Annotated in this window: 19 protein-coding genes, 1 tRNA gene and 2 pseudogenes; 5 read left to right on the top strand and 17 right to left on the bottom strand. The window is 68.8% G+C overall.

Going from position 1 to position 24,139, the window contains the following annotated elements; genetic code table 11:
• Positions 1-73 precede the first annotated feature (73 nt).
• From ACFV46_RS05305 to ACFV46_RS05320, 4 genes are all read right to left on the bottom strand, one after another.
• Entirely contained in the window at positions 74-2,074 is a 2,001-nt protein-coding gene (locus ACFV46_RS05305) for a fructose-specific PTS transporter subunit EIIC (protein WP_385497063.1), read from the bottom strand.
• Positions 2,075-2,159: 85 nt separating this feature from the next.
• The gene (gene pfkB, locus ACFV46_RS05310) at positions 2,160-3,107 is read right to left on the bottom strand and encodes a 1-phosphofructokinase (RefSeq protein WP_361923695.1); all 948 of its coding nucleotides are present in this window, start codon (positions 3,105-3,107) and stop codon (positions 2,160-2,162) included.
• Between the two features lie 34 nt (positions 3,108-3,141).
• Positions 3,142-3,903, bottom strand: coding sequence for a DeoR/GlpR family DNA-binding transcription regulator (locus ACFV46_RS05315; protein WP_376727192.1), 762 nt, complete (start codon positions 3,901-3,903; stop codon positions 3,142-3,144).
• Between the two features lie 193 nt (positions 3,904-4,096).
• Positions 4,097-5,737, bottom strand: a complete 1,641-nt coding sequence (locus ACFV46_RS05320) for an MFS transporter (RefSeq protein WP_385497064.1) — start codon at positions 5,735-5,737, stop codon at positions 4,097-4,099.
• A 62-nt stretch (positions 5,738-5,799) separates the two neighbouring features.
• On the opposite strand from ACFV46_RS05320, the gene ACFV46_RS05325 reads away from it, so the two are divergent.
• A complete protein-coding gene (locus ACFV46_RS05325) occupies positions 5,800-6,768 on the top strand; it encodes a YafY family protein (RefSeq protein ID WP_361923278.1) in 969 nt (322 codons plus the stop codon).
• Between the two features lie 37 nt (positions 6,769-6,805).
• On the opposite strand, the gene ACFV46_RS05330 is transcribed toward ACFV46_RS05325, so the two are convergent.
• The 3 genes from ACFV46_RS05330 to ACFV46_RS05340 all read right to left on the bottom strand — a co-directional run bounded on the left by ACFV46_RS05330 (position 6,806) and on the right by ACFV46_RS05340 (position 9,976).
• The gene (locus ACFV46_RS05330; RefSeq protein WP_385497065.1) at positions 6,806-7,465 is read right to left on the bottom strand and encodes a TetR/AcrR family transcriptional regulator; all 660 of its coding nucleotides are present in this window, start codon (positions 7,463-7,465) and stop codon (positions 6,806-6,808) included.
• A 348-nt stretch (positions 7,466-7,813) separates the two neighbouring features.
• Positions 7,814-8,812, bottom strand: coding sequence for a sigma-70 family RNA polymerase sigma factor (locus ACFV46_RS05335; protein WP_361923271.1), 999 nt, complete (start codon positions 8,810-8,812; stop codon positions 7,814-7,816).
• A 378-nt stretch (positions 8,813-9,190) separates the two neighbouring features.
• A complete protein-coding gene (locus ACFV46_RS05340; RefSeq protein WP_361923269.1) occupies positions 9,191-9,976 on the bottom strand; it encodes a class III extradiol ring-cleavage dioxygenase in 786 nt (261 codons plus the stop codon).
• 176 nt (positions 9,977-10,152) lie between these two features.
• Between ACFV46_RS05340 and ACFV46_RS05345 the strand changes: the two genes are divergently transcribed.
• Positions 10,153-10,668, top strand: coding sequence for a MarR family winged helix-turn-helix transcriptional regulator (locus ACFV46_RS05345; RefSeq protein WP_385497066.1), 516 nt, complete (start codon positions 10,153-10,155; stop codon positions 10,666-10,668).
• 128 nt (positions 10,669-10,796) lie between these two features.
• On the opposite strand, the gene ACFV46_RS05350 is transcribed toward ACFV46_RS05345, so the two are convergent.
• Together ACFV46_RS05350 and ACFV46_RS05355 are read right to left on the bottom strand one after the other, a co-directional pair.
• Entirely contained in the window at positions 10,797-12,338 is a 1,542-nt protein-coding gene (locus ACFV46_RS05350) for an MFS transporter (protein ID WP_376727188.1), read from the bottom strand.
• Positions 12,339-12,618: 280 nt separating this feature from the next.
• Positions 12,619-13,263 carry a TetR/AcrR family transcriptional regulator gene (locus ACFV46_RS05355; protein WP_376727187.1) on the bottom strand — a complete coding sequence of 215 codons (645 nt, stop codon included), beginning with the start codon at positions 13,261-13,263 and terminating at the stop codon, positions 12,619-12,621.
• A 337-nt stretch (positions 13,264-13,600) separates the two neighbouring features.
• Here ACFV46_RS05355 and ACFV46_RS05360 point away from each other — a divergent pair, with 337 nt between their 5' ends.
• Positions 13,601-14,884, top strand: a complete 1,284-nt coding sequence (locus tag ACFV46_RS05360) for a M6 family metalloprotease domain-containing protein (RefSeq protein ID WP_385497067.1) — start codon at positions 13,601-13,603, stop codon at positions 14,882-14,884.
• 68 nt (positions 14,885-14,952) lie between these two features.
• On the opposite strand, the gene ACFV46_RS05365 is transcribed toward ACFV46_RS05360, so the two are convergent.
• Positions 14,953-15,528 carry an NAD(P)H-dependent oxidoreductase gene (locus ACFV46_RS05365; RefSeq protein ID WP_361923255.1) on the bottom strand — a complete coding sequence of 192 codons (576 nt, stop codon included), beginning with the start codon at positions 15,526-15,528 and terminating at the stop codon, positions 14,953-14,955.
• A gap of 198 nt (positions 15,529-15,726) precedes the next feature.
• On the opposite strand from ACFV46_RS05365, the gene ACFV46_RS05370 reads away from it, so the two are divergent.
• A tRNA-Arg gene (locus tag ACFV46_RS05370) sits at positions 15,727-15,802 on the top strand.
• Between the two features lie 68 nt (positions 15,803-15,870).
• Here ACFV46_RS05370 and ACFV46_RS05375 read toward each other — a convergent pair.
• From ACFV46_RS05375 to ACFV46_RS05395, 5 genes and pseudogenes are all read right to left on the bottom strand, one after another.
• Positions 15,871-16,221: pseudogene (locus tag ACFV46_RS05375) on the bottom strand (tyrosine-type recombinase/integrase); the annotation flags it as partial.
• Positions 16,219-16,507, bottom strand: a pseudogene (locus tag ACFV46_RS05380) (ATP-binding protein); the annotation flags it as partial. The pseudogenes ACFV46_RS05375 and ACFV46_RS05380, both read right to left, overlap by 3 nt.
• A 97-nt stretch (positions 16,508-16,604) precedes the next feature.
• A complete protein-coding gene (locus tag ACFV46_RS05385; RefSeq protein ID WP_385497069.1) occupies positions 16,605-17,336 on the bottom strand; it encodes a helix-turn-helix domain-containing protein in 732 nt (243 codons plus the stop codon).
• 597 nt (positions 17,337-17,933) lie between these two features.
• Entirely contained in the window at positions 17,934-20,189 is a 2,256-nt protein-coding gene (locus ACFV46_RS05390; RefSeq protein WP_385497070.1) for a caspase family protein, read from the bottom strand.
• A 31-nt stretch (positions 20,190-20,220) separates the two neighbouring features.
• The gene (locus ACFV46_RS05395; protein WP_385497071.1) at positions 20,221-21,024 is read right to left on the bottom strand and encodes a YfbM family protein; all 804 of its coding nucleotides are present in this window, start codon (positions 21,022-21,024) and stop codon (positions 20,221-20,223) included.
• Positions 21,025-21,291: 267 nt separating this feature from the next.
• On the opposite strand from ACFV46_RS05395, the gene ACFV46_RS05400 reads away from it, so the two are divergent.
• On the top strand, positions 21,292-21,576 hold the full coding sequence (locus tag ACFV46_RS05400; protein WP_385497072.1) for a hypothetical protein: 285 nt from the start codon (positions 21,292-21,294) through the stop codon (positions 21,574-21,576).
• A gap of 803 nt (positions 21,577-22,379) precedes the next feature.
• Here ACFV46_RS05400 and ACFV46_RS05405 read toward each other — a convergent pair.
• Both ACFV46_RS05405 and ACFV46_RS05410 read right to left on the bottom strand, forming a co-directional pair.
• Positions 22,380-23,744: a glutamate decarboxylase gene (locus tag ACFV46_RS05405; protein WP_361923093.1), complete on the bottom strand. Its 1,365-nt coding sequence runs from the start codon at positions 23,742-23,744 to the stop codon at positions 22,380-22,382.
• Positions 23,745-23,855: 111 nt separating this feature from the next.
• Positions 23,856-23,993, bottom strand: a complete 138-nt coding sequence (locus ACFV46_RS05410) for a hypothetical protein (RefSeq protein WP_385497073.1) — start codon at positions 23,991-23,993, stop codon at positions 23,856-23,858.
• Positions 23,994-24,139 lie beyond the last annotated feature (146 nt).

The raw sequence follows: 24,139 nt of genomic DNA on the forward strand, positions 1-24,139 counted from the left end.
CAGGTGCCGTGAACGACGCACAGCGCCTCAACTGGGGCAAGCGGCGCCCCTCTCCGCCGCTGGCCCCTTCCTCTCAGGCCACGACCGGCCGCTGCCCGGCGCCGGTGTCCGAGGTGCCGGGGGCACCGGCGGCCGGGGCGCCGTCGGGTGCCGTGCGGCGCATGCCCTTGAGCAGGACGACCAGGCCGGCCGTGACCGCCGTACCGGCCGCGATGGCCAGCAGGTAGAGGAACGGCTTGCCGATGAGGAAGGTGACCCAGACGCCGCCGTGGGGTGCGCGCAGGGTCGAGCCGAAGGCCATGGTGAGGGCGCCGGTGACGGCGCCGCCCGCCATGGAGGCGGGGATGACGCGCAGGGGGTCGGCGGCGGCGAAGGGGATGGCGCCTTCGCTGATGAAGGAGGCGCCCAGCACCCAGGCGGCCTTGCCGTTCTCCCGCTCCGTCGGCGTGAACAGCCCGCGGCGCAGGGTGGTGGCCAGGGCCATGCCCAGGGGCGGGACCATGCCGGCCGCCATGACGGCGGCCATGATCTTCATGGCGGAGTCGCTCGGGTCCTGCACGGCGATGCCCGCGGTGGCGAAGGCGTAGGCGACCTTGTTGACGGGGCCGCCGAGGTCGAAGCACATCATCAGGCCGAGCAGGACCCCGAGCAGAACGGCGTTGGAGCCGGACAGACCGCTGAGCCAGTCCGTCATGGCCTTCTGCGCCTCGGCGATGGGCTTGCCGATGACGACGAGCATCAGGAAGCCGACGACCATGGAGGACAGCAGCGGGATCACGACGACGGGCATGATGCCGCGCAGCACCGGGGGGATGTCGACGCGCTGGACGGCGAGGACGACACCGCCGGCGAGGAGGCCGGCGACGAGGCCGCCGAGGAATCCGGCGTTGATGGTGAAGGCGATCATGCCGCCGACGAAGCCGGGGACGAGTCCGGGCCGGTCGGCCATGCCGTAGGCGATGTACCCGGCGAGGACGGGGATCAGGAAGCCGAAGGCGACGCCGCCGATCTGGAAGAGCAGGGCGCCCCAGCTGTCGGCCTGCCCCCAGGCGAAGTGCTCGGTGACGGGTGCGGCCTCGTCGATCCGATAGCCGCCGATGGCGAACCCGAGGGCGATCAGCAGGCCGCCGGCGGCCACGAACGGGACCATGTAACTGACGCCGGACATCAGCCATTTGCGCAGCCGTGTGCCGTAGCCGTCACCGGGTTCACCGGCCCGGTCGACGGGGGCGCCCGGCCGGGCCTCCCGGGTGGTCTCGCCGCGGGCGGCCTTCTCCCTGACCTCCGCGATGAGTTCGGCGGGCCGATTGACGCCGGCCTTGACGCCGACGTCGACCGTGGGCTTTCCGGCGAACCGGTCCTTCTCGCGAACGGCGACGTCGTGGGCGAGGATCACGCCGTCCGCGGCGGCGATGACGGCGGGGTCGAGCCGGGTGAAACCGGCCGATCCCTGGGTCTCGACGACGAGTTCGACGCCCGCGTCCCGGCCGGCGCTCTCCAGGGCCTCGGCGGCCATGTAGGTGTGGGCGATGCCGGTGGGGCAGGAGGTGACGGCGACGATCCGGAAGGGCCGCTCGGCGGTGCCGGCCTCGTCGCCGGCCTCGTCGCCGGCCGAGGTGTCGGTGGCGGGGGCCTGTTCGCCGCGGATCAGCGCGGCCGCCGACTCGGCGTCCCGGGCGGCGCGCAGGGCGTCCGTGAACGCGCTGTCCATGAGCTGGCGGGCGAGCGACGACAGGATCGTGAGGTGGGCGTCGTCCGCTCCGGCCGGGGCGGCGATGAGGAAGATCAGGTCGGCGGGCCCGTCAGCGGCGCCGAAGTCGACACCGGCGGCGCTGCGTCCGAAGGCGAGCGTCGGCTCGGTGACATGGGCGCTGCGGCAGTGCGGGATGCCGATGCCGCCGTCGAGGCCGGTGGGCATCTGGGCCTCGCGGGCGGCGACGTCGGCGAGGAAGCCGTCCAGGTCGGTCACCCGGCCCTGGGCGACCATGCGCTCGGCGAGGGCGCGTGCCGCGGCCTCCTTGGTGTCGGCGGTCAGGTCGAGGTCGACCAGCTCCGCCGTGATCATGTCGCTCATCGCGGGCTCCTTCGCACGCGTATCGCCCCGGGAGTCCGGTGGGCGGGGGTGGGGACGGGGAGGAAGAGAAGTGCGGTCGTGCCGTTCATGACGCGGGCTCGGTGAGGGCGCGGCCGGCGGGGATGTCGGCCGTGACGGTGACGGCCGTCGGATCGAGGTCGGCGGGGGTGGGCATCACGCTGCCGGGAAGCCGTACGGCCGCGGCACCGTGCGCGACGGCGGAGGCGAGGGCGTCGGGGCCCTGGCCGCCCGCGATGAGGAAGCCGGCCAGGGAGGCGTCCCCGGCGCCGACGTTGCTGCGGACGGTGTCGACGGGTGCGGTGCCGAACCAGGTGCCGGCGTCGTCGACCAGCAACTGCCCGTCGGCGCCCAGGCTGGCGAGGACGGCGCGGGCGCCCAGCTCGCGCAGCCGCTCGGCGGCCTTCACCGCGTCGCCGAGGGTGGTGAGGGGGCGTCCGACGGCCCGGGCGAGTTCCTCGGCGTTGGGTTTCACCACGTCGGGCCGGGCCCGTACGGCTTCGAGGAGGGCCGGTCCGGAGGTGTCCAGGGCGATCCGGGTGCCGTCGGCGTGCGCCCGGGTGACGACGTCGGCGTACCAGGTGGCGGCGAGGCCACGGGGGAGGCTGCCGCAGCAGGCGATCCAGTCGGCGGCGCGGGCCTGGGCGCGGACGGCGTCGAGGAGGGCCTCACGCTCGGCGGGGCTCAGTTCCGGGCCGGGGGCGTTGATCTTCGTGAGGACGCCGTCGGTCTCGGCGAGGGCGATGTTGGAGCGGGTGGCGCCGGCGACGGGGACGGGGGCGACGTCGATGCCCTGGGCATGGAGGAGGTCGGCGACGAGGGCGCCGGGCGCGCCACCGAGGGGCAGCACGGCGACCGTCCGCCGGCCGGCGGCGGCGACGGCACGGGAGACGTTCACACCCTTGCCGCCGGGGTCCATGCGTTCCCCGGTGGCGCGGACGACCTCGCCGCGGTCCAGGGCGGGCACCTCGTACGTGCGGTCGAGGGACGGGTTCGGGGTGACGGTGAGGATCATGCGCTCGTTTCCAGGCCCGGGTGGGGGGACGTTCTCAGACACGCTGCACTTCCGTGCCGCCGTGCTCGATGGCCGCGGCGGTCTCGGGTGCGAGGCCGGTGTCGGTGATCAGCAGGTCCACGTCGCCGAGGCCGCCGAAGCGGGCGAAGTGCTCCTGGCCGTGCTTGCCGGAGTCGGCGAGCAGGACGACGCGGCGGGCGGCGGCTACGGCGGCGCGTTTGACGGCGGCTTCGGCGAGGTCGGGGGTGGTCAGCCCGTGCCCGGCGGAGAAGCCGTTGGCGGCGACGAACAGCACGTCGGCACGGATCTCGGCGTACGCGCGCAGCGCCCACGCGTCGACGGCGGCGCGGGTGCGGTGCCGTACGCGCCCTCCGACGAGGTGGAGCTGGATGCCGGGATGGTCGGCGAGGCGGGCGGCGATGGGCAGGCTGTGGGTGACGACGGTGAGGGACGCCTCGAGCGGCAGGGCGGCGGCGAGCCTGGCCACGGTGGTGCCGGCGTCGAGGATCACGGTGCCGTCGGTGGGGAGTTCGGCGAGGGCCGCCTTCGCGATCCTGTCCTTCTCGTCGGCCGCCGTGGACTCGCGTTCGGTGAGGTCCGGTTCGAAGTCGAGGCGCCCGGCGGGGATGGCGCCGCCGTGCACCCGCCGGACGAGCCCGGCCCGGTCGAGCGCCTTGAGGTCCCGCCGGATGGTCTCGGCGGTGACCTGGAACTCCTCGGCGAGCGACAGCACGTCCACCCGGCCACCGTCCCGGGCCAGCCGGAGGATCGCCTGCTGCCGCTCCGGTGCGTACATGTCCGTTCTCCTTCGCCGCATGCCCGAGTGTGTGGTTTCGAAGGTGAGATTACGCCCGGACTCCGAGGAAGTAAACGGATTCGGATGCGAACGGGCATGATCGGGCACGATGAGCTATCCGGCGGCGGGAGGGGAGACGACGAAGGGCCCGCCCAGGTCGCTCGCGCCTGGACGGGCCTTTCGCATCGGTGACTCAGCCGACGAGCTGGGGAGCCCTCTCGCCGGACCGCTCGTCCTCCAGGACCTCGGCCCCCGGGCCTTCGCCCTCCCCCGCTCCCGCGGGCCGCGCCGGCAGCGCCCACATCAGCAGGAAGATGACCGCCATCACCGCCGCCACCCATCCCAGCGCGTGCTGGAAGCCGTCGGCGAAGGCGGTGCCCGCCGCGGTGGGGGTCGTGGCCTCGGTCAGGCGGTCGTCGACGACGCCGTAGAAGACGACGGAGACCAGGCCGAGGCCGAGGGCGTTGCCCATCTGCTGGACCGTGTTGATCAGGCCGGACGCCGAACCGGCGTGCTCGCGCGGCACCTCGGAGAGGATCGCGTCCGTCAGCGGGGCCACGATCAGGCCCATGCCGGCGCCCATCACGATCAGGGGCAGGGCCATCTGCCACGGGGCGATGGCGAGGCCGTAGCGGCCGGCCTCCCAGATGTAGAGCAGGATGCCGGTGCCCATGAGCAGCGCGCCCGCCTGGAGCACCGTGCGGCCGAAGCGCGGGACGAGCTGCTGGACGGACAGACCGGCCGCCGTGGAGACGGCGATGGAGAACGGGATGCCGGTGAGGCCGGCCTTCAGCGGGCTCCAGCCCAGCCCGAACTGCATGTACAGCGTCCACACCAGGAAGAAGATGCCGAGCGCCACGCCGAACACCGTCTGGACGGCGATACCGGCCGCGAAGCTCTTCACTTTGAACAGGGAGAGCTCGACCAGCGGGGAGCCGTCACGGGCGCCCTTGCGCCGCTCGTACGCCACCAGCGCCCCCAGCACGACGAGCGAGCCGCCCATCGACAGGTACCCCCACAGCGGCCAGCCCAGCTCGCGGCCCCGGGTCAGCGGGTAGAGCAGCATCAGCAGGCCGAGGGTGACCAGGGCGACGCCCACCAGGTCCAGCTTCAGGGCCTTCGGGGCCTTGGACTCGGTGATGAAACGGCTGCCGAGGATCAGGCCGGCGATGCCGACCGGCAGGTTGATCAGGAAGATCGGGCGCCAGGCCAGCCCGAAGAGGTCGCCCTCCGTCAGGAGCGCGCCGAGGAGCGGGCCGCTGACCGCGCCGAGGCCGACGATCGCGCCGAACAGGCCGAACACCTTGCCCCGTTCGTGCGCCGGGAAGGTGGCGTGGACGATCGACAGCACCTGCGGCACCATCAGCGCGGCCATGGCGCCCTGGAGGATGCGGGAGGCGACCAGCATCTCCGGGTTCACGGCGAAGCCGCACAGCGCGGAGGCGAGGGTGAAGCCGCCGATGCCGATCAGGAACAGCCGCTTGCGGCCGTGGATGTCGCCGAGCCGGCCGCCCGTGATCAGGCCCGCGGCGAAGGCGAGGGCGTACCCCGCGGTGATCCACTGGATCTGGCTGAAGGTGGCCCCGGCCTCGCGCTGGATCGACGGGATGGCGATGTTGACGATCGTGACGTCCACGAGGTCCATGAAGGCCGCGGTCATCACGATGGCCAGCGCGAACCAGCGGCGCCGGTCGGCCGGGGCCGTGGTGCCCTCGGTCCCCGTGGCCTTGGCCGTGGGCCCGTCCGTCGTGGCCTTCGCCGCCGGCCCGTCCGTCGTCGTCGTTCGCGTCGTTCGCTGTCGCGGTGTCGCTGTGGTGCGCTCGCCTGAGGTCATGTTCCGAAGCTACGGGCCGATTAGGTCAGATCGTGTCCTAGACGTGCGGCATCCTCGAACTCATGACGACGGACACTCCGGCACGGCTGCTGACCCTCCTCTCCCTCCTCCAGACGCCCCGTGAGTGGCCCGGCGGTGAACTCGCCGACCGGCTGGGGGTGTCCCGGCGCACGGTGCGGCGGGACATCGACCGGCTGCGGGAACTGGGCTATCCCGTGCAGGCGACCAAGGGGTCCGACGGGGGCTACCGGCTCGTCGCGGGCAAGGCGATGCCGCCGCTCGTACTGGACGACGAGGAGGCGGTGGCGATCGCGGTGGGGCTGCGGGCCGGCGCCGGGCACGCCGTCGAGGGCGTCGAGGAGGCGTCCGTGCGGGCGCTGGCGAAGCTGGAGCAGGTGCTCCCGGCGCGTCTGCGGCACCGGGTGAGCACGTTGCAGGCCGCCACCACGCCGCTGGCCAGCGGGGACGGGGCGAGCATCGCGCCCGAGACGCTCACCGTGATGGCGTCGACCGTGGCGGGACGGGAACGGCTGCGGTTCGCCTACCGGGCGAAGGACGGCACCGCGTCACGGCGCCTGACCGAGCCGTACCGGCTGGTGTCGACCGGGCGGCGCTGGTACCTCGTCGCGTACGACCTCGACCGGGGCGACTGGCGGACGTTCCGGGTGGACCGGGTGAGTGAGCCGTTCGCGACGGGGGCGCGGTTCGCCCCGCGGGACCTGCCCACGGGGAGCGCCGCCGAGTATCTGCGGCAGTCCATGTGGGGGTGGGCGGAGTCGTACGCGTTCTCCGTGACGTTCGCCGCGCCCGTGGAGTTCGTCGCCGCGCGGCTGCCGGGGTGGCTGGGCGTGCCGGAGCCGCTGGAGGACGGGCGGGCCTGCCGGGTGCGGGGGACGAGCGGGGGCGCCCCGGAGTGGACGGCGGTGCGGCTGGCGATGGTGGGCTGCGAGTTCACCGTCGAGTCGCCGGAGGAACTGGTGCGGTCCGTGGCGGAGTTGGGCGGACGGCTGAGCCGGGCGGCCGCCGGCTGAACGGGGTTGCAAGAAGGCCGGGTGCCGGGCGGCTCCGCTAGCGGGCCTCGCGGCCCCTCCCCCACGGGAAGCCCTTCAGCGCGTCCAGGTTGGCCAAGGCGCGCGCTCTCGGCCCCTCCGGGCCGTTGGCCGGGGCCTCTCCCGTGGCCCAGGTCTCCACGGCCACGCGGACCGCGGCCGCGGCCACCGCCGAGGGGAAGGCCAGGTCGGCGGCAACGTTGTCGCCCGGGCAGCGCTCCGCCAGCACCTCGGCAAGGCGGGCCTCGGTGGCATGACAGACCTCCGCCCACACCCGGTGCAGGGCGGGGTCGTGGAGGGCGAGGCGGACCAGGGTGCGGGTCCACTCCCAGGAGGCGCCGGAGACGCCCTCGCCGGGAGTGAGCGTGTACCGGACCGCGTGCTCCAGTGCCTCCGGCACCGACAGGGCGGCGGGGGCGTCGCGGACGGCCCGGGTCCAGCGGTCGGCGCCGTCCGTGTAGAGCGGGGCGACCGCTTCCTCCTTCGTGGCGAAGTAGCGGTAGAAGGTGCGCGGCGCGACTCCCGCGGCCTGCGCGATGTCCTCGGCCCGGGTCGCCTTCAGTCCCTGCCGGACGAAGAGGCCGGCCGCGGCCCGGGCGATGTCGGCTCGGGTCGCCGCCTTGCGTCGTTCCGTGAGGGAGGCGGTGGCCGGGGGCGGTGCGGGGGTGGGGCTGCTCACGTCCTGCAGGCTATGCCTGTGTGACACAATCTGCCATCCGAGGGGTCACCCCGTGGTTCAGGTACGGGGTGGCCCTTTGTCCGCTCGCTCGCACACGGGGGGCGGACATGGGTGGAGCCGGGCCCCGGCACCCAGGGGGGATGGGCGCCGGAGCCCGGCTCGGGGAAAGTCCCGGCGCCGGGGGGAGTGCGTCGGGACGCGGTCCGCGGGCGGGAGTCGAACTCCCTTGCCCTGAGGTCTTGTTCCCTGGGCCCTGGGGGTTGAAGCAGCGTTCCGCGGCCATGTTTGCGCGGTCTTTCGCCACCCGGCGCACGCCCCTCGGCGGCGCCGCCCCCACGGCCGCGTGCGTTACGCGGCCGCGTCGAAGCCGGTGCTGCGCGCCAGCTTCTTCAGCTCCAGCAGGGCGTGCTTCTCGATCTGGCGGATGCGCTCGCGGGTCAGGCCGTGCTCCTTGCCGACCTCGGTCAGCGTGCGCTCGCGCCCGTCCTCGATGCCGTACCGCATCTTGATGATGGACGCCGTGCGCTGGTCGAGGCGGCCGATCAGGTCGTCCAGCTCCTCGCTGCGCAGCAAGGTCAGGACGGACTGCTCCGGCGAGACGGCGGAGGTGTCCTCGAGCAGGTCGCCGAACTGGGTCTCGCCCTCGTCGTCCACCGACATGTTCAGCGAGACGGGGTCGCGTGCCCAGTCCAGGACGTCGGTCACGCGCTCCGGGGTCGAACCGAGCTCGGCCGCGATCTCCGCGGGCTCCGGGTCGCGCCCGTGCTCGCGGTTGAACTCGCGCTGCACGCGGCGGATGCGGCCCAGTTCCTCGACCAGGTGGACGGGGAGGCGGATGGTCCGGGACTGGTCGGCTATGGAACGGGTGATGGCCTGGCGGATCCACCACGTGGCGTACGTGGAGAACTTGAAGCCCTTGCGGTAGTCGAACTTCTCGACCGCGCGCACCAGGCCGGCGTTCCCCTCCTGGATCAGGTCGAGCAGGGGCAAGCCGCTACGGGGGTAGCGGCGGGCCACGGCGACGACCAGACGGAGGTTGGAGCGGATGAAGACGTCCTTGGCCCGCTCGCCCTCGGCGACGAGGGCCTCCAGTTCCTCACGGGTGGCGTCCGCCTTGGACTCCTCGTACCCGTCGAGGACCTGCTGTGCGAACACACCCGCCTCGATGATCTGCGAGAGCTCGACCTCCTTCGCCGCGTCGAGCAGAGGCGTACGGGCGATCTCGTCGAGGTACATGCCGACCAGGTCGCGGTCCGCGATCTCGCCGCCATGGGCGCGAACACTGCTGGCCGCGTCGACGGCCTCGCCGGTGGCGGACTGACGACGGGCGACGGCACGGGTTGCCATGCGTGCTCCCTTGCGATTGGGCTGGCGGGTGGTCCTTGAACGCTTGGGACTCTTCTCGAGTGCCCTGCATTCGATGGGAACAACGACTTGAATCAGGACAGAATTCCCAACCCGCCCCCCTATTTATCTGATCTTGCAGTATCCTGCCGGGCCACACGTGCGGCCCCTCGCCGTCCGGGCCGCGGAACCGCAGGTCAGACGGGATTCGCCGGGTTTCCGTGCCGTCGCCGCCGCCCTCGGGGGCGAGCTGATGAGATCTCGCTCACACCGGCGCCGTCGGCCTTTCGGGGGAAGGGCCGACGCCGTCGTCCGCCCTCGCACCCCTGAAGACGGTCCGCGCCCGCGGAAGGTTGCCGGGCCGAAGGGCCCGGCTCCGCCTCAGCCGAACTGCACCGAGCGTTTGGCCAGCCCCATCCAGAAGCCGTCGATCACCGACTTCTGCCCGTCCAGCTCCCCGGCCGCCTCGGCGGCGCCCATGGTGACGAAGAGGGGGGCGAAGTGCTCGGTGCGGGGATGGGCGTAACGGCCGGCGGGGGCCTTGTGGAGGAAGTCGAGGAGCGCGTCCCAGTCGCGGTGCTCCAGGGCGCGTCGTCCCCAGTCGTCGAACTCCACGGACCAGGCCGGTATTCCGCCCTGGCGCAGGGCCGCGAGGTTGTGGGTGAAGAAGCCGGAGCCGATGATCAGCACGCCCTCGTCGCGCAGCGGGGCCAGCTTGCGGCCGACCTCCATGAGCCGCACGGGGTCGAGGGTCGGCATGGAGATCTGCAGGACGGGGATGTCGGCGTCGGGGTACATCTCGACGAGGGGGACGTAGGCGCCGTGGTCGAGGCCGCGGTCGGGGATGTCCTGGACGGGGACGCCGGGGGCGCGCAGCAGCTTGCGGACGGACTCGGCGAGCTCGGGGGCGCCGGGGGCCGGGTAGGTCACCCGGTAGTAGTGCTCGGGGAAGCCCCAGAAGTCGTACACGAGCGGCACGGGCGCGGTGGCGCCGAGGGCGAGCGGGGCCTCCTCCCAGTGCGCCGAGACGACGAGGATCGCCTTGGGGCGCGGCAGCCCGGCGGCCCAGGCGGCGAGTTCGCCGGGCCAGACGGGGTCGTCGGCGAGCGGCGGGGCGCCGTGGCTGAGATAGAGGGCGGGCATGCGCTCCTGGGCGGCGGCGGACATGGCGGGCACTCCCTCCGAGCCCCGGCGGGAGCCGGGTCTCCTCTCCGTCGAAGCACTCCGGCCACCGGGAACGGACGCCCCGGCCGGCCGAGTGCTTCAAATCTAAAACGTTTGTCTCCCTGACCGTACGCCGAGATAGTTCAAAGTTCAAGAAGAGTGCTCGTACAGTGGAAGGCATGAACAGCGCATCGACGTCCGCCTCCGTGGAGGAGTCCCCCTGGCTCACCGACGACCAGCAGCGCGTGTGGCGCTCGTACGTGGAGGCGACCACCCTGCTCGACGACCATCTGGACCGTCAGCTCCAGCGTGACGCGGGGATGCCCCACCTCTACTACGGGCTCCTGGTCGCGCTCGCCGAGTCCCCGGAACGCCGGCTGCGGATGACCGAACTGGCGAGGTACGCGAAGATCACCCGCTCCCGGCTGTCGCACGCCGTCGCCCGGCTGGAGGGCAACGGGTGGCTGCGCCGCGAGAACTGCCCCGACGACAAGCGCGGCCAGTTCGCGGTGCTCACCGACGAGGGCCTGGAGGTACTGCGCCGGACGGCGCCCGGGCACGTACGGGCCGTGCGGCAGGCCCTGTTCGACCGGCTGAGCCCGGAACAGCAGAAGGCCCTCGGCGAGATCATGAAGATCGTCGCCGAGGGCCTGCAGCCGAGCGAAGCGGGTGCGGACCTGCCCTGGCTGCGCTGAACCGCTCGTTCCAGCGAGCCGGGGCAGGTCCTTCGCGGCGTACGGACGGGGCGTCCCCTTCCCCGTACGCACGCCTGGTCCCTTCGGGGTACGGCCGTCACGGCCGCGGTCACGCGAGCGTCAGTGCGTCAGTGCGCGACGACCGGCACCGGGAGGTCCTCCTCGGCGCCCTCCTCGGAGGACGCCACCGCCGTGCCGCCCGGACGGCCGGCGTTGACCAGGGTCAGGGCGATGACCGCGGCCGCGGCCAGGATGCCGACGGCGAACCAGATGGCGCTGGTGTAGCCCTGCACCAGGCCCTGCGCCTGGACCAGCTGCTGCTGGGACCGGCTGGAGGCGCCGGCGATGTGGTCGGCGATGTAGGACGTGGTCGCGGAGGCGGCGATCGTGTTCAGCAGGGCCGTACCGATCGCGCCGCCCACCTGCTGCGAGGTGTTGACCATGGCCGAGGCGACACCGGCGTCCTGCGGCTTGACGCCGAGGGTGGCCAGCGACATGGCCGGCATGAACGCGGTGCCCATGCCGAGGCCGAGCAGCAGCATCGCGGGCAGCAGGAGCGCGGCGTACGAGGAGCCGATCTCCAGCTGGGTCAGCAGCAGCATGCCGACGGCGGCCACCAGGAAGCCGGGGCCCATCAGCAGCCGCGGCGCGACCCGGGTCATCAGCCGGGCGCCGATCTGCGTCGACCCGGTGATCATGCCCGCGATCATCGGCAGGAAGGCGAAGCCGGTCTTGACCGGCGAGTAGCCCTTCACGATCTGCAGGTAGTAGGTCAGGAACAGGAACAGGCCGAACATCGCGATGATCGCGAGGCCGAGCGAGAGGTAGACACCGCCGCGGTTGCGCTCGGTGACCACGCGCAGCGGCAGCAGCGGGGCCTTGACCCGGGACTCCACGACCACGAAGGCGAGCAGCAGCACGCCGGAGGCGACGAACATGCCGATCGTGGTCGGGTCGCTCCAGCCCTCGGACTCGGCACGGGTGAAGCCGTAGACCAGCGAGACCAGGCCGAGCGTGGACAGGATAACGCCGGGGATGTCGAGCGTGGAGCGGTTGCGGCCGCCCTGCGGCTCACGGATGACGTACCAGGCGCCGAGCGCGGCGACGACGGCGAACGGGATGTTCACGAAGAACGTCCAGCGCCAGTCCAGGTACTCGGTCAGGAATCCGCCCAGGATCAGGCCGACGGCACCGCCGCCACCGGCGATCGCGCCGTAGATGCCGAACGCCTTGGCACGCTCCTTGGCGTCGGTGAACATCACGGCGAGCAGGGAGAGCGCGGCCGGGGCGAGCAGCGCGCCGAACGCGCCCTGCAGCGCGCGGGCGCCGAACATCATGGCCTCGTTGGTGGCCGCACCGCCGAGGGCGGAGGCGGCGGCGAAGCCGCCCAGGCCGACCACGAAGGCCCGCTTGCGGCCCCAGAGGTCGGCGATGCGTCCGCCGAACAGCAGCAGGCCGCCGAAGGCGAGGGCGTAGGCCGTGACGACCCACTGCCGGTTGCCGTCGGAGATGCCCAGGTCCTGCTGGGCGGAGGGCAGCGCGATGTTCACGATGGTCGCGTCCAGGACGACCATCAGCTGGGCTATCGCGATGAAGGCGAGCGCCTTCCATCGGTTCGGATCGACCGCGCCGAGGGCGCCGCCGGGAGCCTTCACGGTTGTTTCAGACATGGGTGTACCCACTTCGGGACTTCGTGACGGAAAAAGTGAAAGGAAAGGGGACGGCTCGTCGGCTGTGACGGCCGCTGGACTACGGCTGTGCGGGTGTCGACCCCCGTGGTGCCCCGGACTCATCGGCCGGTGTGCCGGCGGGGCGGGCAGGTCGGAACGAACGATTCGGGTCGGTCAGGACTCGGTCAGGACATGGGCTTCGGTCGGAACATGTGCGTGTGCTTCGGTCGCAACCTGTGCATGTGCTTCGGTCGGGACATGTCCTTCGGGACGGGTCGCGTCAGGCCTTGCGCAGGTCCTCCATGGTCAGTGCCGTACCGGGAAGGACGGAGCGGGCCGGGGCCCGCAGCCCGTCCAGGAACAGCTGCAGATGGCGGTGGACGTAGCGGTCCGCGATGCCGCAGCCGGTGCCGGCCGGGGGCCGGCTGAGCTGGGCCGCGGCGATCATGACGTCGCCGACGTCCACGTCGGACCGGAGCTGCCCCGCCGCCTTCGCGCGGTCCATGATCGCTGCGACGAGGCTCTCGCACCGCTCGCGCGATGCCTCCAGGTCCGGATGGTGCTGGTCGAAGGCGCTCTGGACCATCGGGCACAGCGCGCTGATCCGCTCGTCGGCGGCGGTGTGCACGAAGCGCTCCAGAGCCTCGAAGGCATCCCCTGTCTGCGCGAGCGCCAGCTCGGCCGCCGCCACCGTACGGTCCATGACGGAGCAGACGACCTCACGCACCAGCGCGTCGCGGTCGGGGAAGTTGCGGTACACCGTGGCGTTGCCGACGCCGGCCCGGCGGGCGACGTCGTCGAGCGGCACGTCGGGGCCGTGCTCGACGAACATCTCGCGGGCGGCGGTGACGATCCGCTCCCGGTTGCGCAGGGCGTCGGCACGGGGCCGGGTTGCCTTGCGCACTGCGGGGGTGGCGGTCTCCACGGTGTCCTCCTCGTCTCCTGTGATGCTTGGCGTCCGGTTCCCCCGGGGTTTCCTGCCCCCGTTTCGACGATCCGGGGAAGTGCTCCCCGTTTCGCACGGACACAGGTCTAAACGGGGAGACGGTCCCCGGTTATTTCCCGCCCCCGCCTCTTATTCCTGTGACCTGGGTCACATCTCCGAACCCGCCAAGCGGCGCCTGGCCACAAGGCCGCCGAGCGGCGCGGAACCCACACGTTCGGTCTCCTCCAACGCGCGCGCCCGCATCCCCCGACACAGGGTGATCGAGAGGGTGCAGCGCGCGGTCCGGCGGGCTGCCATGGACTGAGAGGGCCCATGCATGCAGCCGTACCGCCGGATACGTCCCCGCCGTGTGGCCGCCCTCGCCTCCGTCACCGCCCTGATCATGGCGGTCGGCACCTCGGCAGGCACCGGGCACCTCACGGCGGGCACCTCCACGGTGGCCGGGGCCGGACCCATATCCCCGGAGCACTCCACAGCGCTCGGCCCCTGCATGATCAGCGGCCCGCCGGCGGTCCAGATGTCGGAGGGCGTGCCCACCCCGCGCGGCTACGCCCGCTCCACCGGTACCGTCCGGGCCCTCACCCTCATGGTCGACTTCCCCGACGCCCCCGGCACCGGCAGCGCCCTCGACCGCTACGGCGAGTTCTTCCCGCAGACCCAGAAGTGGTTCCGCACCAGCTCCTACGGCCGCCTCGACTACCGCGCCGAGACGCCGGTCACCGACTGGCTGAGGATGCCCAAGTCGTTCCGCGAGTACGGCATAGAGCGCGGCGCCCCCTTCGACCCCGGGTACCGCCGGCTGGTCCAGGACATCGTGGTCGCCGCCGACGCGCGCGTCGACTTCACGTCGTACGACTTCCTGAACGTCCTCGTCACCCCGAACGCCGGCCCCTCCGCCCTCGACACGGTCCTGTCGGTGACCTTCGCCGGCAACGTGGAGGCCCCCGTGGCCGACGGCGTCTCCGTCACCAACGCCTCCTTCGTGTACTCCCGCCAGGACGACGGCTCCGGCTCCTACCACCGCACCGGCTACCGGGTCCTCCCCCACGAGAACGGCCACGTCTTCGGCCTGCCCGACCTCTACACCGCCGAGGGCGGCGGCGCGGTCGGCCACTGGGACATCATGAGCGAGGACTGGGGGGCCAACAACGACCTGCTCGGCTGGCACAAGTGGAAGCTGGGCTGGCTGGACGACACCCAGGTCCGCTGCGCGGCCGCCCCCGGCACGGACGAGTACACCCTGACCCCGCTGGCCCGCGAGGGCGGCCCCAAGCTGCTGTTCGTCCCACTGGGCCCGCACTCCGGCTACGCCCTGGAACTGCGCACCCGCGAGGGCAACGACGAGGCCGTCTGCCGCCCCGGCGTCCTCGTCTACCGGGTCGACGCGGACGTCGACACCGGCATGGGCCCGGTGAAGGTCCAGGACTCCCAGGAGGACAGCGGCGGCTGCACCCGCAGCCCGAACGTCCACGCCGAACTCTCCGACGCGACCTTCACCCCGGGCGAGGAGTTCCGTGACGACAAACGGGGGGTGCGGGTCGCGGTGGTGGGGGTGGAGGAGGACGGGGGGTACCGGGTGCGGGTGACGCGGGAGCGATGACGTACGGCGGTGACTCATGGCGGTGCCGCATGGGGTGGCGACCCTCCTCCCCCTCCGAGCTGAACGGCTCACCCGTCGTAGGGCCGGACGGCGCGGCCCTCCCGGAGGGTGAACCCCCACCAGGCGAGCTGGTCGAGCAGCACGGCGGCGGCCTTGGCGGTGCCGTCCTCGTCGTGCGGGCGCCCGTCGTCGTCGAACCGCTCCCAGGCCATGTGGAAGCTGACGGTGTCGCGCAGGGTGACGGCGTGCAGCTCGGCGAAGACCTGCCGCAACTGCTCCACGGCCCGCTGCCCGCCGGCCATCCCGCCGTACGACACGAACCCGACGGGCTTGGCGCGCCACTCCCGGTAGACGTAGTCGATGGCGAGCTTGAGGGCGGCGGGATAGCCGTGGTTGTACTCGGGCGTGACGACGACGAACCCGTCGAGCCCGCCGACGCGCCGGGCGAGGGTCGGGGCGTCGGACTGCTCGAGGGTGAGCTTGAGCTCGTCGGCGAGCACGGGTTCGGACAGATCGATGACATGCGTCTCCATGTCGTCCCGCCGCCCGATCTCGGACAGGAACCACCGGGACACCTTGTCGGCGAACCGCCCGGGCCGAACACTGCCGATGAGCACACCGATCTTGAGGGGCGCGTGGGACATGGGTCTCCTCGTTTCTCGTGGGCCCTCTGGTGGGACCGACACGAGAAACGTAGAAACTCAACTTAACTTGAGGTCAAGCGCCCGGGCCGGCGCCATGCTCGCGCACCCAGGAACCCGACCCTGACCAGCGGAAACAAGAACGCTCCCACGAGGGATCGAGCATCCGCTAGGCTAGTCGCCGGATCTTCCACGATCCGCGCCTTCGTAGCTCAGGGGATAGAGCACCGCTCTCCTAAAGCGGGTGTCGCAGGTTCGAATCCTGCCGGGGGCACCAGCCAAAAGGCCCCGGACCGATCATGGTCCGGGGCCTTTGACATCCACTTCTGACATCAACGAGGGCGGTCACTGACGACCGGGACGCCTCCGCAGCAGTCGGTCCATGTGGCTCATGGCCTCGCGCTGGGTGTCCTGCACGACGTGCGTATACACGTCCATGGTGATGCTGATCTGGGAATGGCCCAGGATCTCCATCACGACGCGGGGCGCGACTCCAGCCGCCGTAAGGAGAGTCGCGGTGCCGTGCCGGGCGTCGTGCAGTCGGATCACGCGGAGGCCGGCGAACTGGGCGATGCGGGTGAAGGAGCGATAGACGTTCCGCGGCTCGACCGGGCGGCCGGTGCGGGTGGTGAAGACGTAGTCCGACTCACGCCAGGTCTCCCCCGCCTTGGCGCGAGCAGCTGTCTGCCGCCGTCGGCCGCCCTCTTCCTGACCGGTCGCGTCGCGCAAGGCGGCACGCGATCGCCGCCCTGGTCGACGACCTCGATGCGCACGAGATCGTCACCGAGGCCGATCACGACAAGGAACCAGCCGCCGACCGATCCGCTCAGCGTGTGCCGCACGGCGTTGGTCGCGAGCTCGCTCACGACCAGGACGGCGTCGTCGACAGGCCCTGTTCTTGCAGCAGGACAGCGATGAAGTGACGGGCATGCGCCACTTGCTCAGGCAGCCCAGGGAAGGCGCGGCACCACTTGGAACGCATGGGACTCTCCTCACCTACGTCTAGGGGGCTAGACAGCCCAGCGGAAGAGAATTCCTATGCGCGACCAACAGGCCAGGCATCATGAGGAATTATTCCTCTAAGGGGTGAGGACGTCTCCCAAGTCGCGGGACTCCCTCATCAACCGCACCAGCAGCTCCCGCACCTCACCGCCGAAGACCGCAGCCCGCTCGAAGTGGCCGAACGTCTCCTCATACGTGGCAACTACATCGGCATCGTCGGACACGCGCTCACTGTTGAAGGCCTCCAGCACGACGGCCCGCCGATCGCACAACGTGAACCCGTGGCGAGGCAGGACAGGCACCGGCCGCCGCCACGGGATGACCCCAAGCTTCACCGTGCTCAGACTCTCGACCGCCAGCAACCGGTCGAGCTGGGCCAGCATGAGGGCCGGAGTCCCCGGCCAGGTCCGCAACACAGCTTCCGTCAGCACGAACACCGACTTCCGCCCAGGCTCGTACCGGACGCTCTGCCGATCCACGCGAGTAGCGATGGCCCGGCCAACTTCTCCAGGCATCGCAGTCGGCGCGCTCTCGAAGACGTGACACGCATACTCCGCGGTCTGCAGCATGGCCGGGAGAACGACACATTGGAACGAGCGCACCAGTTGAGCGGACCGAACCTCTTCATCAACCGTCATGCCGACCGGCGTAGCGCCGCTCGTCGGTTGGTCAGGGTCGGACGCAGCTTCCACCGCGGCCAACAGCTCCCGGACTTCACCCGCAGTCGGCTCGTCGAGCCCGAGAGCACGCGAGAGCCTGTCGAGTACATCGACACTCGGAACCATGCGCCCGGTCTCGACTTTGGACACGGTCGGTTATCCCACCCCAGCCCGCTGCGCCAACACGGCACCCGTAAGGCCGGCCTCTGCACGAAGCCCACGAGACGCGCGCCGAGTAACTTCGTTCGCTCCCGCCGTTCACTCCCCATGCCCAGGGTTCTACACCACTTGCCAGTAGCAACCGGGACTGCGAGCCGCTCCAACCGTCGGCAGGGGCCGAACTGTCAAGCATCTACCGGGACCGGACACGCCCGTAGCCCGAGTATGATTCAAACTTTCTCTACTGGTTCAAGGCGGCTCGCTCCGCCCCCCGCGCGCGGCACGGCCCCCGGCCGGGCCTGCGCTCCTGTCTACGCCCCGCTCCAGCCCGTCCGGCGCCCGTGCCGCGCTCAAAGCAGGCAGCCACCTGATGCCAGAGAAGAGGTACGTCGTGGCTGCAGCGGTCGGCTCCGCGGCTTTACGGAGCCACTTTGGCGCGAGCCTCGAAGATCATGGCCCCAACGTCGTGCTTTACCGGGCAGGTCCACAGACTGCCCGACGCGCCGGAAGCTTACCGGGTCATGATCACTCGCGCCAAAGCAGCGCCATCCCAAAGCCGCTCCACCGACCTCGTCACGCTATAAGAGCCTAGCTTTCAAGAGCGGCAAAGACCCTTCGTAGCATTTCGGCGAGTTCCGAAGTATCACTGCGAGTCATTCGCCCTGGGAACCATTCAACAAAGACCTCGTAGGTTCCACGCTGGCCGGGATGCCGCGTCGCCTTATTCCGGTAAGGCTGGATCGCCTGATCAACTCTTCTATTCAGGATCCTCCTCATTCTGTCGTTCTTTACGTTCTCCATGGAGACGCGGCTAGTCGGCGCTATGCGCAGGACCAGCAGTGGGCGATACTCGCGCCCGGCAAGCTTTTCACGCCATTCAATGGACGCTTCCCATGCGCCCGACGCGCTAAGAAACGACGCGACTTCATCTTGCCTTTGGGCTTTGCGGGTAATCTGGAACGCAAGCTCCTTTGCGTACTGACTAGTGCTAATTTTGGCGTCCAGCTCTGTATGCTGGAGATCGTTATAAACCTCCCCGAGGCGGCCCACCACTTCGGAGAATTCCTGAATACGCTGACGAGGATCAAAGCTCACGCAATCCTCATAAACTTTCATGAGCTTCGACGCCGACTCATTCGAACAGGAACCTTTAATTGCATTATTAAGGTTCTCTGCATTCCCTGTCACATTGAGCGGATCGGGATCACGATTAATGAAACAGAAAGCAAGAAGCTGCCCGAATGAGAAGATATCAAGAGTTGGCTCGCGACTGTAAGCCGCCTTAGGGTCGAATGCAATGTACTGCTCCGGGGCGGCGTAGTATACGACTCCCATTGCACTCTTGGTTGCTCGCTGAGTCTGGGTGCTGAACCAAGCTAGATCAAAATCAGTAAGGTAAGGGAGGTATTCGCCGTCATCCGTGTACCGGCAGACAATATTCTCCGGCTTAATGTCGCGGTGAATTACACCATGTGAATGCGCATGCTCGATAGCCTCAGCCGACTTCAGAAGAATAGCCAGAATTTCTGCGGGAGAGAGGAACGTGCCGGGCTGCAATTCTCGCAAATTGCTGCCGTCGACATAGTCCATGACGAAGCCAGTCGGACAGTCGCTGTACCGATGCACTCTCACAATCTGAGGGTGAGCCAGCAGCTGCATGGCGTCGTAACCGTTTCGGAACCGCTTCACCTTCTCGCGGTCATGCAGCTCGTGTGGATGGTAGACCTTGTAGGCGTAGACGGAGCCCTCGCCCTCTTGATCCTCCACCTTAAAAACCGAACCGAACCCTCCCGCACCAATTTGTTTTGTTACGATCCCTTCTCTGGTCTTCGTCCCGGCTTCAATCAAGCCAAGCTCGGTCTGGTAACGCGTGAGTGTATCGCGTGCCTGCTTATACTTCACGCGAGTGGCGAGGCCTTGAATTCTATCCTTTTCATCGAACCACTTTGAGATGTTCTCTAGCCTGCGGCATGAGGCGTAGTGCCCAGTACTCCGCCAAGTGTTGATATCAAATCCGGACTTGAATTTATTGTAAGAGTCCAGGAACTCCTGAGCCTCCAGCTCATAACGCTCATACTCCGACTCTGGAGGGGGAGGTGCGAGTTCCGGCGTGAACCCACTACCAATCAGGAGACGACCACGAACCCGGCCTCCAAAAATGGGCAACTGGTCGTGATCCGAGCTACTTTGGGACATTTCACGCGAAATCACTTCATAGATGCTGTGAGCAGTTACGCTACCTGTATGGTCCGCCGCAGCGCCAGTCAACGCATAAAGCAGGTAATAAGTGAAGATGCCATGCCCGAGGTTATTCACTTCCCAAGCGGTTTGATTTTCAGAACAGGCTGCAACTACAGCCGACGACGATTCGGTCTGCCGCACGACCTCCAAAATTTCCGAATTACGCAGATTCGAGACATGCATAACCGATCCACTGCGACTGGTCACCGCTCCACCTGAGTGACAGCAGTCAAGAAGCACGAAAACTTGAGAGTCTTGAGTGCCACTTGGTTCTAGAATCCGGAGGACATCTGGAAGGGGGACGCCTTCATCAAAATCTCGATTATCAAAAGTTACGATGTAGTGTCCGAGCTCCGTAGAGGCTCCGTGGCCGGAGAAGTAAAAAAGAAGCTTGTCTGCTCCAGAGTTTTTGGCATCGACAAGCCATCTCAAAATATTAGTTTTTGTGGCTTGCTCATTTTGGAGGAGCGTCACATTGAATCCGTACTCCGGCATCTCCAGAATTGCTGCGACCTGATCCGCGTCATGAGCGCAGCATGAGAGCTTCGGCCAGCGATCTTTGTAGGTGTCGATCCCCACAACCAAAGCGAGTGCCAGCCCCACTACCCCTCCTTGTGATGTATGACACATCACTCTAGTGCGCTGCGCGCCGTGTGACTAGGTACTCCGATTCAGGGATGTCGCAGCCATGGACGGCCAGCCGAGCGCAGCGGGGCCAGACAAGCGGTACCTCGCCGCGTACTGCTGCCCGTCGGCGCCTCAACGCTGCGGAGCGAGTGGATGGCTCCGCTGACGGCTGCTCACCGCCGCACCACAACCGCACCAGATCGAGCGGGGAACAGTGGGGAATCACGGTGAACGCAGCCAGGCTCGATGGGAACGCTCGGCAAGCGTTCGCAGCTTCACAAGCTGAGGTCTGACCGCTCACGTGGCCCTTCAGTCCAGCCAGACGAGCATCGCGTTGTCCGCCCTGGCAGCAGCCTCGAAGAACTGTGTGAGGCCGTCGTACCAAGGACGCCCCGCACTCCCGCGAGCCCGGCTCACTCCATTCGAACGGATACACCTCAGCGCTGGTCAGTTCGGTAGGGTCCACGCCGCTGATGAGCTGGCCATAGTTGGTAGCCCGCAGAGCTTCCGCCGCGAGCCGGACCCGCTCAGGCCGCAGGTACCTCGGAGGCCCGTAGCCCCAATCCTCGTCCTCGGCGAACAGCTCCTCCCCGTAGCCTACGTTCACGGGGAACCCGGTGCGTGCCAGGAGGAAGCGGAGCATGCCCCAGGTCTTGTACGTGGTGAAGTGGCGTGCTTCGGCCGGCACAGGCTCCGTCTCCTCCTCGGTGTCCTGGACCTCTTCGACGAACTCCAACGCCCAGTCAGGGTCTTGGATCGCTCGGTCGAGCTCAGTAGCCGTGACACGCAGGTACTCACCGATCATGCTCATGGCCGGAGACTAGGCGAGGCCACTGCCAACGGCCGTCGGACGGACTGTCTCAGTTTCCGTCCCATTCAGCCTGGTTCACCGGCGTTCAGCCGAAACCCGGAGCAACTCCAAGCCTGGTGCCGAGCCGTCGATGAACGCAGGTGAACGCCCCTGCACACAACCCACCGCCTCACCACCAGAGTTGGAAGGCGTGCGCCCAGCACCGAGAGCGCGTCAGTGACACGGGCCTCAGTACCGGTGTCAGTCCTGGCCTGTACGGTCCTGCCCATGGCTGAGAGACTGACTACGAACTGGCGGCACGGCATAGCCGAAGAAGCCGAGGAGCTGCTTACGGCGACCAACGCAGTCCTCGACGCCTTTGAGCACGAACTTCCGGGACTTGGCGAGGCCAGCGATGAACCGGTCTTTGCGGTGGTGGAACGCTTCGTCTTGGCCCTCAACGAGGTGAACGACCCAACAACGGCGGCGCCTTCGAAACCGACGAACGAGAAGAGCTGTGCGATTTCATCGACGAGTCGCTCACCGAGCACGGCGTCGATGTGGTCGCCTTAACCGCCCGCCACGGCCTCGGTCGGTATCAGCTCACAAACAAGTGGCGGAAGTGGTAATGCGACTCAGCCGCACGATCCGCTGAACATCGCATGACTCCGCACCACAAGCGCACCAGATCGGGCGGGGAACAGCGGGGAATCACGGTGAAGGCAACCAAGCTCGACCGGAGCGCCCACCATCCGTCCGCCCAGGTCAGCGCCCGGGACCGTTCGCATGTGATCGCAGCTTCCCAAGCTGGTGGTCTACCGCCCGCCTTGACCTCGTGTGTACGCCCTGATCGGCTGGTCCCATGGCCACCGGCCCGAGCGAGTACGACAAGGCGATGCCGATAGTGGCGGCCCATCTGGCGAAGGTCGAGCGGGCAGTCAGCCGGACCGTTCCTCTCACGCCGGGCAGCCATACGCGACGGTCCGGCAAGCCCTCCTCGAAGCACTACGGCAGGAAGAGGCCCAACGAGTCATACCGCAGGTCGTCGACTAGTTCGCCCGGCGGATCTCTGAGGAGGCGGAGCAGCTCCCGTTCTGACATCCACAGCTGACATCAACGACGGTGGTTAACAGCAGCCCTGAGCGGCTGACGACGGCCTCAAGTCGCGCCGTTCCAAGTGCTGTAAGGCCCCGGTGATCGAACCTCTAAAGCGGGTGTCGCAGGTTCGAATCCTGCCGGGGGCACCAGCCAAAAGGCCCCGGACCGATCATGGTCCGGGGCCTTTTGACGGCACCGATGGACGGCAGGGGCGCGACGCCGACAGCCGTCAGGCCGCATGGCAGTGCCGTGCCGGGCATCGCGACAGACACAGTGCGTCAGTAGCCGGTGCCGCGTTTGACCTGGGTCCGCTCGGTGGTGTGGGTCGCTCCCTTGTCGTCCAGCGTGCGGCATGCGTCGGCGATGTCCTGGGCCAGGCGGTCGATCTGTTCGCGGCTCAGAGTCTCCTTGACCAGGGCCCGCATGATCTTCACCCGTTCCGCGTTGGGCGGGAGGGTGTAGGCCGGCACCATCCAGCCACGCTCGGCCGAGAGCTGCCAGGCGAGGTCGGACTCGTCGTAGGAGTGGTCGCCGGCGAGACGGAAGGCGACCAGGGGCAGCTGTTCGAGGTCGCTCCCGATCACTTCGAAGCGGCCGCTGCCGCGCAGGTTGTCCGCCAGTGCGCGGGCGTTCTTCTGCATCATCTCCATGACGTAGGTGTAGCCCTGGCGGCCCAGCCGCACGAAGTTGTAGTACTGCGCGAGCACCATCGCAGCACCGGTGGAGAAGTTGAGCGTGAACGTCGCGTCGGTCTTGCCCAGGTAGTTCTCGTGGAAGACGAGGTCCTTGGGGAGGTCGGCCTGCTCGCGGAAGACCAGCCATCCGATACCGGGGTAGACCAGTCCGTATTTGTGTCCCGAGACGTTGATCGAACGGACTTGTTCGAGCCGGAAGTCCCATTTCGAGTCCGGGTAGAGGAAGGGCCACACGAATGCGCCGCTGGCACCGTCGACGTGGATCGGAATGTCCAGGTCCCGCTTTTTGCGCACGTCCCGCAGGAGTTCGTCGATCCCGGCGACGTCGTCCTTGTGGCCGGTGAAGGTGGTGCCGAGGACGGCGACGACGCCGATCGTGTTCTCGTCGAGGTGTGGCTCCACGTCCTCCGGGCCGATCGTGTACTTGTCCTCCGCAAGCGGCACGATCCTGGGCTCGACGTCGAAGTAGCGGCAGAACTTCTCCCACACGACGTGGACGTCACCGCCGAAGATCAGGTTGGGCCGGTCGGTCGAGAGGCCCGCGGCCTGGCGGCGCTCGCGCCACTTCCACTTCAGCGACAACGCGCCGAGCATGATCGCTTCCGAGGAGCCCTGGGTCCGGCATCCAGTCGTCCTGCCGGGCGCGTGGAAGAGGTCGGCGAGCATGCGCACGCAACGCTGCTCGATCTCGGCGGAGATGGGGTATTCCGCATGGTCGATGAAATTGCGGTGCAGGTTCTCGGCGATCAGCCGTTGGGCTTCCGGCTCCATCCAGGTGGTGACGAACGTGGCGAGATTGCGCTGCGGGTCGCCCTCCATGGCGAGATCCACGTCCACGAGCCTCATCGCGTCCGTCGCCGTCATGCCTTCCTCGGGGAAGGTCTCGGAAGGAGCGGCCACCGTCAGGAATCGGTTACCGAAAAGTTCCGAGTTGTCACGTTTAGTCATACAGTGGATTCAACAGCGCGGGCCCCGCCTCAGCGGCGAGACACACCGCGTGGTCAGCGACGCCAGCCCTGCTGAGGGCGCCCGCCCCGCAGGCCCGGGCTCCCCGAAGAGTCAGAGAAGGTCACGCCAGAAGAGGGCGGTCGCTCGCGGGTTCCAGCTCTCGTCGACTTCACCCCGCACCTCGTCGAACTCCTGGTGCATGTAGTCGGCCAGATCCAGGCCGTAATAGATGATGTCGGTCTGCCACACCGAGAGCACCGGATGCCCGAGTGTGCCCGTCCTCCGGAGGGACGTTGACCGGGAGCCCGTTCACCGTAGTCGTGCTCAACGCTGGCAGTGGTGGCTCACGCATGACCGCGGTGGGCCGTCCGGCTTTCCCTCCGGTGATCATCACG

Origin of the sequence: Streptomyces sp. NPDC059852, from assembly GCF_042731455.1 — a bacterium.
Taxonomy (GTDB): Bacteria; Actinomycetota; Actinomycetes; order Streptomycetales; family Streptomycetaceae; genus Streptomyces.